This is a genomic window from Eubacterium sp. AF34-35BH, from assembly GCF_003477765.1.
GTDB lineage: Bacteria > Bacillota > Clostridia > Lachnospirales > Lachnospiraceae > Eubacterium_G.
The window spans coordinates 1-16,250 of the sequence record NZ_QUDZ01000012.1 but is presented as its reverse complement, the minus strand read 5'-3'; the positions used below and the strand labels follow the sequence as shown (position 1 = coordinate 16,250).

The window sequence follows — 16,250 nt, the reverse complement described above, 5'->3', positions numbered from 1 at the left end:
TTTCATCTCGCAAGCAGCCTGCCTACATATTCAGCCATGCAGCTCGATTTCGCTTTGCTTCATCTCGCAAGCAGCCTGCCTACATATTCAGCCATGCAGCTCGATTTCACTTCGTTTCATCTCGCTGATTTGGATTCTCCAAATACATAAAAACAGTAATACTTAAAAGAATGCAAGCATTCTTTTTTTGTCTTCCTGTTTTTATGTGCATGGCTGAATTGTTATACACATACAATACCACATTCCGGTATGGGTTGACAGATTTTTTTTACAATGTTATTATTGTAATACTATTGTAACATTTTATGTTAAAATATATTTTATGGAGGCGTATAATAATGAAGCACAATTGTGCAAAGAAAATTGCAGGAGGATGTTTTGCATTAGCTATGACATTTGCCCTTGCACAACCAATGCTTGCTGATGACTTAAATACGGAAATGGCAAGTGCAGGAGCAGCAGTTGATATTGAGAATTACATATCAAGCACAGGAAGTGAAGACGGTTTGTCATCATATCTTCCGGCACCTGAGAAGACAGAAAACAAAACAACAAAGGTTGAAAGCAAAAAGACAACAAACGAAAACAAATTATTTTCCAATATTGCCATCGCAAAGGTTGAAGGTGGTAGAGAAGGTTATGTAAATGTTAGAAGAAGACCTTCAGCAAAAGGGAAAAGAGTTGGTAAGATTTATAATAACTGTGGAGCCACAATTATTGAAGAGACAAGCAATGGCTGGTACAAGATAAAGTCTGGTAATTGTACAGGATACATTAAGGCTGAATATTTTGTAACAGGTAACAAGGCACAGTCAAGAGCATTAGATAATGGTTATGTTTTTGCTAATGTAACAGCAACAGGTGTTCACGTTAGAGAAAAGTCATCTACCAAGTCAGATATTGTTACAAACGTATATCGTAACGAAGATTATTCAATTAGAAAATACAGCGCTGATGGCAAATGGGTGAAGATTAAGATTGCCAATGGCGTTAGTGGTTGGGTTTCAGCAGATTTTGTAAAAGTTAGTGTTGATATGGACACAGCAGTTACAATGAAGGAAGAAAAGGCTATTAAGAAAGCACAGAGACAAAAAGAGAAAGCTGCAAGAAAAGCAGCTCAGGCAGCAGCCAAGGCTAAGGCTCAGGCACAGCAGAGAGCTTCTGAGGAAGAAGAAATAGGTGAAGCACAGCCAAGACAGAATACAAATACTAACAGTAACAGTAATACATATACAGCACCAAAAACAACAAGACAGCAGACAACACAGGCACCACAGAATAATGATACTCAGACATCATCAGGCGGGGCATCAGCAGTAGTTGCTTATGCAAAGCAGTTTTTAGGTAATCCGTATGTATATGGCGGTTCAAGTTTAACAAACGGAACAGACTGTTCAGGATTTACAATGTCAGTATATGCACACTTTGGATACTCACTTAACAGATCATCATATACTCAGGTATACAACGGAAGAGCTGTCTCATTAGGTTCATTACAGCCGGGGGATTTATTATTCTACAAATATAATAGTTCAACAATTTCTCACGTTGCAATGTACATTGGCGGTGGTCAGATAATACATGCATCAACAGAAGAAACAGGAATTATAATAAGTGGTATGGGTTCACCTTGTGCAGCAAGAAGAATCATAAACTAATTTAATAAAAAAGCATTATTACCTACAACATATAGGACTTATGTTACTATATGTTGTAGGTCTTTTTTTATCTCTAAAAAAAGCCTGTTTTATAAAACTAAAGTCACCACATTTGTCAAGGATATATGTGAAAAATGCACAATTTCATAACTTCCACACAAAACATCTGTTCTTTTATAATTCGACAAAGATTTACATAAAATCTGTGTGAAAAAAGTTAATAATGTTAATAAGTCGGTTAATAACCCATAAAATCTAAAAAAAATCTATGTTAATACATGTTAATAACTAGAAAATGGTAAAATTATGTTAAATGTAATCGAATGTACGAAAAAACGCAAAAATTGTATAAAATGCACAAAAAGATAGTTAAAAATATAACTAATGAAAAATGTGTGATTTTCGTTGTTAAAAGTAGGTGGTTTATGGTATAATCTAGTTACTAGATAACGAAAGGAAGTGGTACCATGAAAATTAAAATTTTCGGAAAAAATATTGAGGTGACAGAGGGCATCAAAGGCGCTGTAGAAGAGAAGCTTGGTAAGCTTGACAAATACTTCGCAGAAGAGACAAAAGCAGATGTTACTCTTAGTGTTAACCGAAACGACCAAAAAGTGGAGGTAACAATTCCAGTAAAGGGCGGCATTATTAGAGCAGAAGAAGTTAGTGAGGATATGTATGCTTCTATTGACATGGTAGAGGAGACAATAGAACGTCAGTTAGTTAAATATAAGAATAAGTTAGTTGACAAGAAAAAATCATATCGCGACAATTTCACAAATGATTACATTGAAGCTGATTATGAAGATGAGGACGAAGATGTAGTTAAGATTGTAAGAACAAAGAGCTTTGGCATTAAACCTATGGATGCTGAAGAAGCTTGTATTCAGATGGAATTATTAGGACATAACTTTTTTGTATTCCTTAATGCAGAAACAGATGAAGTGAACGTGGTTTATAAGAGAAAGGGCGGTACATTCGGATTAATCGAACCAAACTTCGACTAGAATATTGCGGGATATTTAAGTAAGCATAATCGCTGTTGACATATTAGTGTATGTTAACAGCGATTCCTTTGTTTTTAACGGAAAGTTTACAAAATTTACAATAAAATAAAATCTAATATGTTGAATTAATAACGGTAAAATGTTAATATATTCGATAGTGTGTGAAATACTTTGGCAATGGGAATTGATTGAAAACAGCAATTGATACCACGTTGCAGATCAGAATAAATTTAAAGAGGAGATTACAATGGGTGTAATTAACAAAATTATTGGCACGCATAGTGAGCGTGAATTAAAAAGACATAAGCATACATTAGACAAGGTTTTAGCTCTTAAACCTGAAATGGAAAAATTAACAGATGATGAAATGAGAGCAAAAACAGAAGAATTCAAGAAAAGATATGCAGAGGGGGAAACATTAGACGATTTACTTCCTGAAGCTTTCGCTTTAGTAAGAGAAGCAACAAGAAGAACTCTTGGAACAGAACATTATCCTTGTCAGATAATGGGTGGTATTATTCTTCACCAGGGACGTATAGCAGAAATGAAAACAGGTGAAGGTAAGACACAGACATGTTTACTTCCGGCATATTTAAATGCATTAACAGGAAAGGGAGTTCATATCGTAACAGTTAATGAATACCTTGCTACTCGAGATGCTGAATGGATGGGACAGGTTCATAGATTTTTAGGACTTACAGTTGGTTGTGTCCTTTCAGACATGGAACATGAAGACAAGAAAGCAGCTTATGACTGCGACATAACATATATTACAAATAACGAACTTGGATTTGATTACCTTAGAGATAACATGGTTGTATACAAGGAACAGTTAGTTCAGCGTGGATTAGCTTACTGTATTATCGATGAGGTTGACTCTGTTCTTATTGATGAAGCAAGAACACCACTTATCATTTCAGGTCAGAGTGGTAAGTCTACAAAGCTTTATGAAATGTGCGATATTTTAGCAAGACAGATGGAAAGAGGAACGGCAAGTCCTGAATTGAGCAAGATGGATGCCCTTATGGGTGTTGATATCGAAGAAGATGGTGATTTCTTAGTAAATGAAAAGGATAAGATTATTAACCTTACAGCACAGGGTATTGCAAAGGTTGAAAAATTCTTCCACATAGATAACTATGCAGATGCTGAAAACTTAGAATTACAGCATAATGTTATTTTAGCTTTAAGAGCACATAACTTAATGAATAGAGATCAGGATTACGTTGTAAAAGACGACGAAGTATTAATCGTTGATGAATTTACAGGTCGTATAATGCCTGGTCGTAGATATTCTGATGGACTACATCAGGCTATTGAAGCAAAAGAACATGTAAAAGTTAACAGAGAAAGTAAGACACTTGCTACAATTACATTCCAGAACTTCTTTAACAAGTATGAAAAGAAGGCTGGTATGACAGGTACAGCCCTTACTGAAGAAAAAGAATTTAGAGATATTTATAGCATGGACGTTGTTGAAATACCAACAAACAGACCAATTGCCCGTATTGACCACGAAGATGCAGTATTTAAGACAAAGCGTGGTAAATTAAAAGCAGTAGCTGATGATATCGAACAGTCACATGCAAAAGGACAGCCTGTTTTGGTTGGTACAATTAACATTGATGCTTCAGAAGAGATTAGTGATATCTTAAAGAAACGTGGTATACCACATCAGGTATTGAATGCTAAATATCATGAAAAAGAAGCAGAAATTGTAGCACAGGCAGGACAACATGGAGCAGTAACTATCGCTACTAACATGGCTGGTCGTGGTACTGATATTAAACTTGATGATGCAGCAAGAGAAGCAGGCGGACTTAAGATTATTGGTACAGAGCGTCATGAATCACGACGTATCGATAATCAGTTAAGAGGTCGTTCAGGTCGTCAGGGAGATGTTGGTGAATCTAAGTTCTACATCTCACTTGAAGATGACATTATGAGACTTTTTGCTTCAGAAAAATTAATGTCAGTATTTAATGCATTAGGGGTACCTGAAGACGAAGAGTTACATCACAAGGCGCTCACAAGTACAATTGAAAGAGCCCAGAAGAAGATTGAAGGAAATAACTTTGGTATAAGAAAGAACCTTATGGAATACGATAAGGTTAATAATGACCAGAGAGAAATCATATACGCTGAAAGAGCAAGAGTTCTTAACGGTGAAAACATGAGAGATGCAATAATCAAGATGATTAACGAAATTATTGAATCTCAGGTTGATATGTTTGCAGGCGATGATCAGTCACCAAAAGATTGGGATATTGCAGGTTTAGTTCAGTCATTATTTGAAATTATTCCATTTAAGTTAAAGAGCAAACCGGAAGAACTTGCAAAATATACAAAGTCTGAATTCAAACAGAAATTAAAGGAAGAAGCTTTGAAATTATATGAAGCAAAAGAAGCAGAATTCCCAGAACCTGAACATATTAGAGAACTTGAAAGAATTGTCCTTCTTAAAGTAATCGACCAGAAATGGATGGATCACTTAGATGATATGGAACAGTTGAAACAGGGGATTGGTCTTATGGCTTACGGTCAGAAAGATCCGGCTGTTGAATACAAGATTCAAGGTTTCGAAATGTTTGGCTATATGATTGAAAATATTAAGATTGATACTGTAAAGACTTTATATCATATTCAGGTTGAGCAGAACGTTGAACGTGAAGAGGTAGCAGAAGTTACAGGAACAAACAAAGATGACTCAGATGGAGTTAAGAAGCCAAAGCAGAGAGTTGAAGCTAAGGTTTATCCAAATGATCCATGTCCTTGTGGAAGTGGAAAGAAATATAAGAACTGTTGTGGACGTAAAGCATAAGTTCATATAATAAAAATTGCGAGAAGGCGGGGATTACCCGCCTTTTCTTGAAATTATAAAACAACAAGTGAGGGAATATTGTGGTTGAATTTGAACAATACAAATATGAGTGGAATCAGTACAAAGATAAAGTAAAAGAACTTGCAGCTTCTTTTGATATTGAAACAAAAGAAAACAGAATACGCGAAATTGAAGAAGCAATGGAACAACAGGAGTTTTGGGATGATGTTGAAAAATCGCAGAAGCTGATGAAGGAATTGAAAAATCTTAAATCTCAAATAGACACAATTTCAAAAATCCAAAGCGATTATGAAGATATTGGAATTTTGATAGATATGGGCAATGAAGAGGAAGGTGCGTCTATCGTTGAAGATGTAAAAGAACAGTTAAATGAATTTATAGAAAATTTTGAAAAAACAAAAATAGACACTCTTTTATCAGGAGAATATGACAAATGTAACGCAATTCTTAAATTAAATGCAGGAGCCGGTGGAACAGAATCCTGCGATTGGGCAAGTATGCTTTATAGAATGTTTACAAGATGGGCAGAGTCAAAAGGTTATAAGACTGAAGTTTTAGATTTTTTAGATGGTGACGAAGCAGGAATAAAGTCAATAACTTTTCAGGTTAATGGAGAAAATGCCTATGGTTATTTGAAATCTGAAAAAGGTGTTCACAGGCTTGTTAGAATATCACCGTTTAACGCAGCAGGCAAAAGACAGACTTCATTTGTATCTTTAGATGTAATGCCGGATATTGAGGAAGATTTAGATGTGGAAATTAATGATGACGATATAAGAATTGATACATATAGATCAAGTGGCGCAGGTGGACAGCATATTAACAAAACATCATCTGCTGTTAGAATCACTCATTTGCCAACAGGAATAGTTGTTCAATGCCAGAATGAAAGGTCACAGCTTCAGAACAAAGACAAGGCAATGAAAATGTTAAAGGCAAAATTATACATGCTAAAAAAACAGGAAGAGGAAGAAAAGCGCTCAGGAATCAGAGGTGAAGTAAAAGAGATTGGTTGGGGCAACCAAATAAGGTCTTATGTAATGCAACCGTATACTATGGTAAAAGACCATAGAACTAACGTTGAAGTTACTGACGTTAACAAGGTTTTAGATGGCTACATTGATCCTTTTATTAATGGATATTTGAAATGGATTAATACAGGTAATGAGGAAAGTTAACATCACAAACCACTTTAACACTTTACCGAACTACCACAATATTGCATAAAAATCCATGCGATTTATTAAAAAAATTAATAAATATGTAATAATTTGTTATGAAAACAAAGTAAACAGCTTAAAATTAGTTGATAAAAATATTTAACCATGCTAAAATTTACGAAGAATTTGCACCCTAAAGGGCTAGAACACAATTAAGGAGGAAATATGATAAAGGTAGCAATCTTAGGATACGGAACAGTAGGTTCAGGTGTATTCGAAATTATAAATGAAAATAAAGAGCTTATTACTGCAAATGCAGGTGAAGAAATTGACGTAAAATATGTATTAGATTTAAGAGAATTTCCTGGAGATTCATGTGAAAGCGTTTTAGTACATGATTACAATATTATTTTAAACGATCCTGAAGTAGAAGTAGTAATTGAAGTAATGGGTGGGTTAAAACCAGCTTATGATTTTGTAAAGTCAGCATTATTAGCAAAGAAGAGTGTATGTACATCTAACAAAGAGTTAGTTGCAAAATATGGTGCTGAGCTTATTAAGATTGCTCAGTCAAATAATAGAAACTTCTTATTTGAAGCTGCTGTAGGTGGCGGAATTCCTATTATCCGTCCAATGAACATGCATATTACAGCGGATAAGATTTGTGAAATTACAGGAATATTAAACGGAACAACAAACTATATTCTTACAAAGATGGATAAAGAAGGTGCTGATTTTGACAGCACTTTAAAGAAAGCACAGGAATTAGGTTATGCAGAACGTAATCCTGAAGCAGATATTGAAGGCTATGATGCGGTTAGAAAGATTGCAATTTTAGCTTCATTAGCAAATGGAAAGACAGTTAATTTTGAAGAAATCTACACAGAAGGTATATCAAAAATTACTGCTGAGGACTTTAAGTATGCAAAGAAAATGGGCCGTTCAATTAAGTTATTAGGAAAGTGCAAGAACGAAGATACAGGTATTGTATGTTCAGTAGCACCAAGACTTTTAGCACCTGACCATCCATTATACAACGTTAGTGGTGTAACTAACGGTATTTTAGTACGTGGAAACATGGTAGGTGACCTTGTATTTATCGGCAGTGGTGCAGGCAAACTCCCTACAGCAAGTGCGGTAGTATCTGATGTAGTTGATAGCGTTAGACATTTGAATGTTTCTACAACTGTAATGTGGAAAGAAGAAAAGCTTGAAGTTGAAGATTTTTCAAAATCAAAGAAGAAGTTCTTTGTTAGAACAACAAAGTCAAAAGAAGAAGTTGAGGCTGTATTTGGAAATGTAGAATACATTGCTGCAGGAATTTCAGGAGAAATCGGTTTTGCTACAGAAAAATTAAGCGAACAGGATTTTGATGCAAAAGCTGAAAAATTAGGAAATGTAATCTCTAGAATTAGAATTGAAGGATAATAAAAGATAAATTAGGAGGCAGGTTATGAAAGAAACAAAGGTTGTAAAGTTTGGTGGTAGTTCGCTAGCTGATGCAAACCAGTTTAGAAAAGTTGCAGATATTATTTTAGCAGATCCAACAAGACGTTTTGTTGTTGCATCAGCACCGGGTAAACGTTTTGTAGAAGATATTAAAGTTACAGATATGCTTTATAACTGTTATGAATTAGCTTCAGAAGGTGAAGAATTTGAAGAACAGTTTAATCTTATTAAGGAAAGATATAATGGAATTATTGAAGGCTTAGGCATTCAGGATTTTTCGTTGGACGAAGATTTTGACATTATAAAGGGCGCATTCTCTCATATGGCAGGTAGAGATTATGCAGCCAGTCGTGGTGAATTCTTAAACAGTAAAGTATTAGCCAAATTTTTAGGTTTTGATTTTATTGATGCTGCAAAATATATTTTCTTCAATGAAAGAGGAGAATTTGATTGGGATAAAACATCAGAAAAGTTAGCTCCAAAGCTTGCAAAATCTGAATATGCAGTGATTCCGGGATTTTACGGTTCTATGCCTAACGGAACTATCAAGACATTTTCAAGAGGTGGTTCAGACGTAACAGGTTCAATTGTTGCCAGAGCAGTAGACGCAATGATTTATGAAAACTGGACAGACGTTAGTGGATTTTTAATTTGCGATCCAAGAATTGTAAATAATCCAAGTCCAATTAACACAATCACATACGCAGAACTTAGAGAATTAGCATACATGGGAGCTACTGTTTTACACGAAGATGCTATCTTCCCTGTTAGAGCAGCAGGTATCCCTGTAAATATCAAAAACACAAACTGCCCACAGGATAGAGGAACTATGATTGTTTCAGAAACTGCTGAGCCATGTGAACATATTATTACAGGTATTGCCGGCAAGAAGGGTATGTCAGTAATTAATATTGAAAAGGACAAAATGAATAGCGAAGTAGGCTTTGGTAGAAATGTACTTCGTGCATTGGAAAAGAGCAATGTAAGTTTTGAACATATGCCATCAGGTGTAGACACAATGAGTGTTGTTATTCAGACAGATGCATTAGCAGGAAAGGAAACAGCTATTCTTGACGAAATCCGTTCAAGAGTACATCCTGACCAGTTATTTATTGAAAGTAACCTTGCCCTTATTGCAGTAGTAGGTCGTGGAATGAAGAGTGCCAGAGGTACAGCTGCAATCTTATTCACAGCTTTAGCAGAGGCAAGAGTTAATATTAAAATGATTGACCAGGGATCTTCAGAACTTAACATCATTATCGGTGTAGCAGAAGAAGATTTTGAAGTTGCATTACGTGCAATTTACAATGCATTCATTAAAGTAAAAAAATAAATAAGTAAAAAAGTAATTTTTATTAACGTTAGTATTATGTGAAGAATAAGTTATTAACAAACTTGACAACATAATAACAAAGTATTAACATTAACATGAAAATTAAATAAAGTTCTTCGGGGTAAGGTGCAATTCCTAACCGGCTGTGATTGCTTAAGCATAAGTCAGCGAGCCTATTGGCATGATATGGTGAGAATCCATAACCGACAGTAAAGTCTGGATGAGAGAAGATAGAATATAATTACTGTTACATGCAGTAGTAAAAACAGCAACCGGAGAAATTTTGGTTGCTGTTTTTTTGGCTCTTTGTCAAGCTTGGGGGTAATCACTCACGTAAAGTTGTGTGTGATTTCTTATTAAATAAAAAACGTTACGCTAGGGATTACCACCCCAGCGAAAAGAAAAAAGTTACTAAAGTAACCTGCGCTTGGTGTGTAAAATTTCGCAAGGGACATTCTTTGTTACATTAATGTTATAAATTGGAGGTAATATAAATGAAAAAAACATTTACAACAAAAAACATAGTTTTAATAGCGATGTTTTCAGCATTGGCTTTAGTTTTACACTTATTTGATTTTTCGATTCCTGTAATTGCGCCGGAATTCTATAAATTAGATTTAAGTGAAATTCCTGTACTAATTGGTTCATTTATAATGGGACCATTGGCAGGCGTGTTTATTGAAGCAATAAAAATATTATTAAAATTATTAGTAAAAGGAACATCAACAGCCTACGTTGGAGATTTGGCAAACTTCATAATTGGTTGTGCATTTGTTGTTCCTGCAAGTTTAATATACAAGTATAAGAAAACAAAAATGGGCGCGTTCATTGGAATGGCAGTAGGTACACTTGTAATGGCAGTTGCTGGAATTGCCATTAACTATTGGGTTTTAATTCCTTTTTATGTAAAAGCTTTCGGCATGCCATTAGATGCAATTATTGGAATGGGAGCAAAAATCAACGGAGCTATTTCTAACAAATTTACATTCGTCCTTATTTGTGTAGGACCGTTTAATATTTTAAAAGCTGTAATCGACAGTTTAATCACAGCCGTTGTCTACAAAAGAATCAGTTCATTTATAAAAGAGATTGGTTCAAAAAAATAAAAATATTGACTTTAAAAAAATAAGTATATGGCTAAATCAAAACACAATCGTCAAATTAAAACATAGAAAAATTTGAAAAACACAGAAATATTGTTTATACTAATCAGTATGGCATATTTCTGTGCTTTTTAATGCAATAGAAATTTCAAAGAATAATATGTCACAAAAAGCATTACGCTAGGATGTACCCTAGTATGAAAACAAAGTTAACCTAAATATATTGGAGGATAGATGATATACGAAACAAATTCCGAAAAGGAAACTTTTGAATTAGGAAAAAATCTGGGTGAGCAAGCAAAGGCTGGTCAGATTTTTTGCCTAAATGGAGATTTAGGAGTTGGAAAAACTGTGTTTACTCAGGGATTTGCAAAGGGACTTGGCATTGAAGAAAACGTCAACAGTCCAACATTTACAATTATACAGGTATACGAGGAGGGGAGAATTCCTTTATATCATTTTGACGTATATAGAATTGGTGATCCTGAAGAAATGTATGAAATCGGATACGAGGAATACTTTTTCGGAGAAGGCGTATGCCTCATAGAATGGTCAAAATTAATAGATGAATTAATACCCGAGGAAGCAATAAATATTGAAATAGATAAAAATCTTGAAAAAGGATTAGACTATAGAAAGATTACAGTGGAGGGACTATGAGAATATTAGCAATAGACAGCTCTGCAATGGTAGCAACAGTTGCCGTAACAACAGATGGAGTTTTAAATGCAGAATATACAATTAATCACAAAAAAACACATTCTCAAACATTGCTACCAATGATAGATGAAATGTGTAAAACAATTGAACTTGATATGAAAACAGTAGATGCTATAGCAATATCAGGAGGTCCCGGTTCTTACACAGGACTTAGAATAGGTAGTGCCACAGCAAAAGGCTTCGGCTTGGCGCTTGGTATTCCAATCATAAATATTCCAACAATGGACGCTTTGGCGTACAATATGTTTTCGTCACAGTATATTGTTTGTCCAATTATGGATGCGAGACGAGGACAGGTTTATACAGGAATTTATCAATTTGAAGGCACAGAAATGCAAACAATAAAAGAACAGTGCATTATGATGCTTGAGGACTTAATTGAAGAATTAGATAAAACAGGTAAAGCTGTGATTTTCCTTGGCGATGGTGTTGAAAAAGGAAAAGAAATTATTGACGCCCAAATGAAGTCAGAGCATTACTATGCACCTGCATCTATGAATGGACAGAAAGCTTCAAGTGTGGCAGCCCTTGGTGAAATCTATTATGCTCAGGGAAAAATTGAAAAAGCGGCAGACCATAAACCTGAATATTTAAGATTATCTCAGGCAGAGAGAGAACTTAAAGAAAAATTAGCCAAAGAAAAAGCGCAGGCAGAAAAATAAATCTGTGTGAAAAGAAATAAAACAAAAAATTAATTAAAATACAACAGAGATTAATAATGAAAAAAGATAAAAATTTTAATTAAAATTAAGCAGAACAAAATTTCGTAGTGAAAATACAAAAAGTAAGAATTAGGCTGAAGTATAAAATATAATATAAAGAGTAGGACTAAAATATGGAACAGGAAAAAATAACAATTAGAAAAATGAACATAGAGGATATTCCTGCTGTTTTTGAAATTGAACAAAGCATATTTTCTATTCCCTGGTCTGAAAAATCATTTAAAGATTCTCTGGAAAGTGAAAATACCAATTTTGTAGTAGCTTTGTGCAATGATGAAATTGTAGGCTACATTGGTATGTATGTATTTGGAGAAGAGGCTGATATATCAAATGTTGCAGTCTCTCTTAAACACAGAAGAAAGCATATTGCCCAGAATATGCTTGACTATATCTTTGATTGGTCACAAAATAAAAAAATAAAAAATCTCACTTTAGAAGTAAGAGAAACTAATGTGCCCGCAATAAAACTATATGAAAAGAATGGTTTTAAGGAGGCCGGCATTAGAAAAGATTATTACGAAAAACCAAAAGAAAATGCAGTTATAATGTGGAAACAAAATCTATAAAATACATTACTTTCCACTATTATTTTACGTGTGAAACCTATAAAATAAAAAATATTTATTTTAGGAGGAAGTTATGAGAAGATACGAAGATGAAAAATTAGTGGAAGTGACTTGCAATAAATGTGGGAAGAAATTAATCGTAGAAAATGAAATTATAAAAGAAGGCAATTTTACTGTAGAATATAAATGGAACTATTTTTCAAACAAAGATGGAAGAGAACATTTTTTTGATTTGTGCGAAGAATGTTACGACAAAATAACGGGAGAATTTTTAATCCCTGTAGACGACAGGGAATATAAAGAATTGTTATAGAAATTCTGATTTCAGATAGCAACAAAGAATATAAAGCGTTATTGTGAAAATTCTAATTTCTGAGAATGACAGGAAAAATAAAGAACTTATTTGGAATTCCTGTAGGTAGTAAAAATAAAAAGTAACTGTAGAATTGCAGAAAAGAAAGAGGAAGAGAATGTTAGACGTATGTTTGTTAGGTACAGGAGGAATGATGCCAATTCCCAGAAGATGGCTGACATCTTTAATGTGCAGATATAATGGAAGTAACATATTAATTGATTGTGGGGAGGGTACACAGGTTGCAGTGAAACAGAAGGGATGGACCTTTAAACCAATTGATGTAATATGCATAACACACTATCATGCTGATCACATAAGTGGACTTCCGGGCCTGTTGCTTACTATGGGAAATGCTGAAAGAAAAGAGCCACTTACAATGATTGGACCAAAAGGTTTGGAAAGAGTTGTAAGGGCACTTAGAACAATTGCACCTGAACTTCCTTTTGATATAAAGTTTATTGAATTATCAGAAGATTTGGAGACAATTCAGTTTGAAGAATACAGAATAAAAGCTTTTAAGGTAAAACATAGCATAACATGTTACGGATATTCAATTGAAGTGGACAGAAGCGGAAAGTTTGATGCCACAAAAGCAAAAGAACTGGATATACCAATAAAAAAATGGAGTCTTTTACAAAAAGGTGAAACAGTTGAGGCAGACGGCCGGGTTTTCACACCTGATATGGTAATGGGACCCCCACGAAAAGGTTTAAAAGTAACATATGCAACTGACACAAGACCTGTTGCAAACATTGCTAAAGCTGCAAAAGATGCAGATTTATTTGTGTGCGAAGGAATGTATGGAGAACCTGATAAAGAAGAAAAAGCGAAAGAACACAAACATATGACTTTTGTGGAAGCTGCAAACATCGCAAAAGAAGCCAATCCAAAAGAAATGTGGCTGACACACTACAGCCCATCTCTTGTAAAACCATGGCTTTATTTAGATACGGTTACAGACATTTTCCCAAATGCAAAGACAGGAAAAGATGGGATGTCTGTTGATTTAATGTTTGAAGATTAGAAAAGTAGAGGTATTGTTTTGAAAGATATAAAAATATTAGCAATTGAAAGTTCGTGTGACGAAACAGCAGCAGCAGTTGTTGTTAATGGAAGAGAAGCGCTATCTAACGTCATATCTTCACAAATAGATTTACATACATTATATGGAGGCGTAGTACCTGAAATAGCTTCAAGAAAACATATTGAAAACATTAACTATGTTATCGAGAAGGCTTTATCAGATGCTAAAACAACATTAGATGAAATTGATGCAATAGGAGTTACATACGGACCAGGGTTAGTAGGCGCACTTTTAGTGGGAGTAGCGGAAGCGAAAGCTATATGTTTTGCTAAAGATATTCCTTTAGTTGGAGTACATCATATTGAAGGACATATTTGCGCCAATTATGTGGAAAACAAAGAGTTAGAACCACCATTTGTATGCCTTGTTGTATCGGGTGGACATACTCACCTTGTTGTGGTAGAAGATTATGGCAAGTATAAGATTCTTGGAAAAACAAGAGACGATGCCGCAGGAGAAGCCTTTGACAAAGTGGCAAGAGCAATAGGCTTAGGATATCCAGGTGGTCCTAAAATAGATAAAATTTCAAAGGATGGAAATCCACATGCATACGAATTTCCTAGGGCAAAAATAACTGACAGTGTATATGACTTTAGTTTCAGCGGTTTGAAATCTGCTGTACTAAATCAGCTTAACTTGTCAAAAATGAAAGGCGAAGAAATTAATCCTGCAGACGTGGCTGCATCATTCCAAAATTGCGTGGTGGATACCTTGGTAACACGTGCAATGCATGCACTTGAAGAAACAGGCATGAAAAAGTTTGCAATAGCAGGTGGGGTGGCTTCAAATACAGCCATTAGAAAAGCCTTTAAGGAAGAATGTGAAAAACGTAATGTAGAATTTTATCATCCATCACCTATTTTATGTACAGACAATGCTGTTATGATTGGCTCTGCAGCATATTATGAATATATTAATGGAGTTCGTTCCGGTTGGGACTTAAATGCAATACCAAATTTAAAATTAGGAGAAAGATAATGAAAATATCAGCTATTGTACTTGCAGCAGGAAGTGGCAGTAGAATGCAAAGCAGTAAAAAGAAACAGTTTATGGAAATAAAAGGGAAGCCTCTTGTATGGTATTCCCTTTTTGCGTTTGAAAAATATGGAGTAGATGAAATCATACTTGTAACAGGTTCGGAAGATATAGACTTTTGCAAAAAAGAAATAGTAGAAAAATATAATTTTACAAAAGTAAAAGACATTGTAGCCGGCGGAAAAGAAAGATACGAATCAGTGTATAACGGTTTAAAACATATATCAGGAGACATTGTACTTATTCACGATGGCGCCAGACCTGTATTAACAAATGAAATAATAGAAAGAGGCATTAATGGCGCAATAAAAGATAATGCCTGTGTTGTTGGTGTACCTGTTAAAGATACAATAAAAATAGTAAATGAAAATAATGAAGTGGTAGACACACCAAACAGAAACACGTTGTGGATAACTCAAACTCCGCAATGTTTTAAGACAACTATGATAAAGGAAGCCTATCAAAAAATGATGGCATTAAATGCTGAAAATATTACTGATGATGCAATGGTAATGGAACAGTTTGGACATGCAAAAGTAAAATTCATAGAGGGAGATTATAAAAATATAAAAGTAACAACTCCCGAAGACATATCTGTAGTAGAAAGTTTCTTACAAGATTAAGAAAACGAAAACACTATAGCAATCTATTTGGCATTTAAATAACAAACAGGTTCCAAATTTTCACTTGCATGTAGGCACAGAGAGATAAACGAAAAGTCATTTATACGAATTGCTCCGCACATAAGTGCTCCCCCAATTCGTCATCTCACTGGCATATCGATCTCCATTAGAGAGCTTATAGGCTCGTGAGAAGGCGTGTAAAAAGTACAAATGACAAAAAAAGTGTTGACAGATAAAGAAGCATTTGATATTATAGTCAAGCACGTTGAAAAACGGGCGTACGGAGAGGTGTCCGAGTGGTTTATGGTGCCGGTCTTGAAAACCGGTGTGGTTAGTCCCACCGTGGGTTCGAATCCCACCTTCTCCGCTGTAGAGAAAACTACACATATTAAGAAGACATACGAATACAACTGCTTGGAGAAGTACCCAAGTGGCTGAAGGGGCTCCCCTGGAAAGGGAGTAGGTCGTTAATAGCGGCGCGAGGGTTCAAATCCCTCCTTCTCCGTTTGAAACTACTCCAAAGACTTTTCTTGAAAAGGTTAAAAAAGTTGTTGACAAACATAAATAAGTATGTTAAATTAATATGGCTGTTG

14 protein-coding genes, 2 tRNA genes and 1 riboswitch are annotated in these 16,250 nt (G+C 34.8%); all 16 genes read left to right on the top strand.

Going from position 1 to position 16,250, the window contains the following annotated elements; all coding sequences use genetic code 11:
• Positions 1 to 338: 338 nt before the first annotated feature.
• Positions 339 to 1,658 (top strand): C40 family peptidase, encoded by a 1,320-nt coding sequence (locus tag DWZ69_RS11135; protein ID WP_158573389.1) that lies wholly within the window; start codon positions 339 to 341, stop codon positions 1,656 to 1,658.
• Between the two features lie 467 nt (positions 1,659 to 2,125).
• On the top strand, positions 2,126 to 2,665 hold the full coding sequence (gene raiA / locus DWZ69_RS11130; RefSeq protein WP_118000752.1) for a ribosome-associated translation inhibitor RaiA: 540 nt from the start codon (positions 2,126 to 2,128) through the stop codon (positions 2,663 to 2,665).
• Between the two features lie 247 nt (positions 2,666 to 2,912).
• Positions 2,913 to 5,486, top strand: a complete 2,574-nt coding sequence (gene secA / locus DWZ69_RS11125; RefSeq protein ID WP_118000754.1) for a preprotein translocase subunit SecA — start codon at positions 2,913 to 2,915, stop codon at positions 5,484 to 5,486.
• Between the two features lie 80 nt (positions 5,487 to 5,566).
• Positions 5,567 to 6,685: a peptide chain release factor 2 gene (prfB, locus tag DWZ69_RS11120; protein ID WP_118437064.1), complete on the top strand. Its 1,119-nt coding sequence runs from the start codon at positions 5,567 to 5,569 to the stop codon at positions 6,683 to 6,685.
• A 207-nt stretch (positions 6,686 to 6,892) separates the two neighbouring features.
• Complete coding sequence (locus tag DWZ69_RS11115) at positions 6,893 to 8,095, top strand: homoserine dehydrogenase (RefSeq protein WP_118437062.1); 1,203 nt, start codon at positions 6,893 to 6,895, stop codon at positions 8,093 to 8,095.
• A 25-nt stretch (positions 8,096 to 8,120) separates the two neighbouring features.
• Positions 8,121 to 9,449 (top strand): aspartate kinase, encoded by a 1,329-nt coding sequence (locus tag DWZ69_RS11110; RefSeq protein WP_118000760.1) that lies wholly within the window; start codon positions 8,121 to 8,123, stop codon positions 9,447 to 9,449.
• A 108-nt stretch (positions 9,450 to 9,557) separates the two neighbouring features.
• Positions 9,558 to 9,685, top strand: a riboswitch (FMN riboswitch).
• Positions 9,686 to 9,943: 258 nt separating this feature from the next.
• On the top strand, positions 9,944 to 10,555 hold the full coding sequence (locus DWZ69_RS11105) for an ECF transporter S component (protein WP_118000762.1): 612 nt from the start codon (positions 9,944 to 9,946) through the stop codon (positions 10,553 to 10,555).
• Between the two features lie 231 nt (positions 10,556 to 10,786).
• Positions 10,787 to 11,212 (top strand): tRNA (adenosine(37)-N6)-threonylcarbamoyltransferase complex ATPase subunit type 1 TsaE, encoded by a 426-nt coding sequence (tsaE, locus tag DWZ69_RS11100; RefSeq protein WP_118437060.1) that lies wholly within the window; start codon positions 10,787 to 10,789, stop codon positions 11,210 to 11,212.
• Positions 11,209 to 11,934, top strand: a complete 726-nt coding sequence (gene tsaB, locus DWZ69_RS11095; RefSeq protein WP_118437059.1) for a tRNA (adenosine(37)-N6)-threonylcarbamoyltransferase complex dimerization subunit type 1 TsaB — start codon at positions 11,209 to 11,211, stop codon at positions 11,932 to 11,934. The genes tsaE and tsaB overlap by 4 nt, the downstream gene beginning before the upstream one ends.
• Before the next feature lie 173 nt (positions 11,935 to 12,107).
• Positions 12,108 to 12,560, top strand: coding sequence for a ribosomal protein S18-alanine N-acetyltransferase (gene rimI, locus DWZ69_RS11090; protein WP_022164508.1), 453 nt, complete (start codon positions 12,108 to 12,110; stop codon positions 12,558 to 12,560).
• A gap of 73 nt (positions 12,561 to 12,633) precedes the next feature.
• Positions 12,634 to 12,873, top strand: a complete 240-nt coding sequence (locus DWZ69_RS11085) for a hypothetical protein (protein ID WP_118000769.1) — start codon at positions 12,634 to 12,636, stop codon at positions 12,871 to 12,873.
• Between the two features lie 157 nt (positions 12,874 to 13,030).
• A complete protein-coding gene (locus DWZ69_RS11080) occupies positions 13,031 to 13,939 on the top strand; it encodes a ribonuclease Z (RefSeq protein ID WP_118437057.1) in 909 nt (302 codons plus the stop codon).
• Between the two features lie 18 nt (positions 13,940 to 13,957).
• Entirely contained in the window at positions 13,958 to 14,977 is a 1,020-nt protein-coding gene (gene tsaD / locus DWZ69_RS11075; protein WP_022164511.1) for a tRNA (adenosine(37)-N6)-threonylcarbamoyltransferase complex transferase subunit TsaD, read from the top strand.
• Entirely contained in the window at positions 14,974 to 15,657 is a 684-nt protein-coding gene (ispD, locus tag DWZ69_RS11070) for a 2-C-methyl-D-erythritol 4-phosphate cytidylyltransferase (RefSeq protein ID WP_347497533.1), read from the top strand. Before tsaD ends, ispD begins: the two co-directional genes overlap by 4 nt.
• Positions 15,658 to 15,939: 282 nt before the next feature.
• Positions 15,940 to 16,024: transfer RNA gene (locus DWZ69_RS11065), tRNA-Ser, on the top strand.
• A gap of 49 nt (positions 16,025 to 16,073) precedes the next feature.
• Positions 16,074 to 16,162, top strand: a tRNA-Ser gene (locus DWZ69_RS11060).
• Positions 16,163 to 16,250: the final 88 nt, after the last annotated feature.

Excerpts from the sequence above, each read along its gene's own strand:
- tsaB (WP_118437059.1), top strand. The coding sequence starts at position 11,209 with ATGAGAATATTAGCAATAGACAGCTCTGCAATGGTAGCAACAGTTGCC.
- DWZ69_RS11085 (WP_118000769.1), top strand. The coding sequence starts at position 12,634 with ATGAGAAGATACGAAGATGAAAAATTAGTGGAAGTGACTTGCAATAAA.
- DWZ69_RS11115 (WP_118437062.1), top strand. The coding sequence starts at position 6,893 with ATGATAAAGGTAGCAATCTTAGGATACGGAACAGTAGGTTCAGGTGTA.
- tsaE (WP_118437060.1), top strand. The coding sequence starts at position 10,787 with ATGATATACGAAACAAATTCCGAAAAGGAAACTTTTGAATTAGGAAAA.
- secA (WP_118000754.1), top strand. The coding sequence starts at position 2,913 with ATGGGTGTAATTAACAAAATTATTGGCACGCATAGTGAGCGTGAATTA.
- DWZ69_RS11135 (WP_158573389.1), top strand. The coding sequence starts at position 339 with ATGAAGCACAATTGTGCAAAGAAAATTGCAGGAGGATGTTTTGCATTA.
- DWZ69_RS11105 (WP_118000762.1), top strand. The coding sequence starts at position 9,944 with ATGAAAAAAACATTTACAACAAAAAACATAGTTTTAATAGCGATGTTT.
- rimI (WP_022164508.1), top strand. The coding sequence starts at position 12,108 with ATGGAACAGGAAAAAATAACAATTAGAAAAATGAACATAGAGGATATT.
- DWZ69_RS11110 (WP_118000760.1), top strand. The coding sequence starts at position 8,121 with ATGAAAGAAACAAAGGTTGTAAAGTTTGGTGGTAGTTCGCTAGCTGAT.
- raiA (WP_118000752.1), top strand. The coding sequence starts at position 2,126 with ATGAAAATTAAAATTTTCGGAAAAAATATTGAGGTGACAGAGGGCATC.
- DWZ69_RS11080 (WP_118437057.1), top strand. The coding sequence starts at position 13,031 with ATGTTAGACGTATGTTTGTTAGGTACAGGAGGAATGATGCCAATTCCC.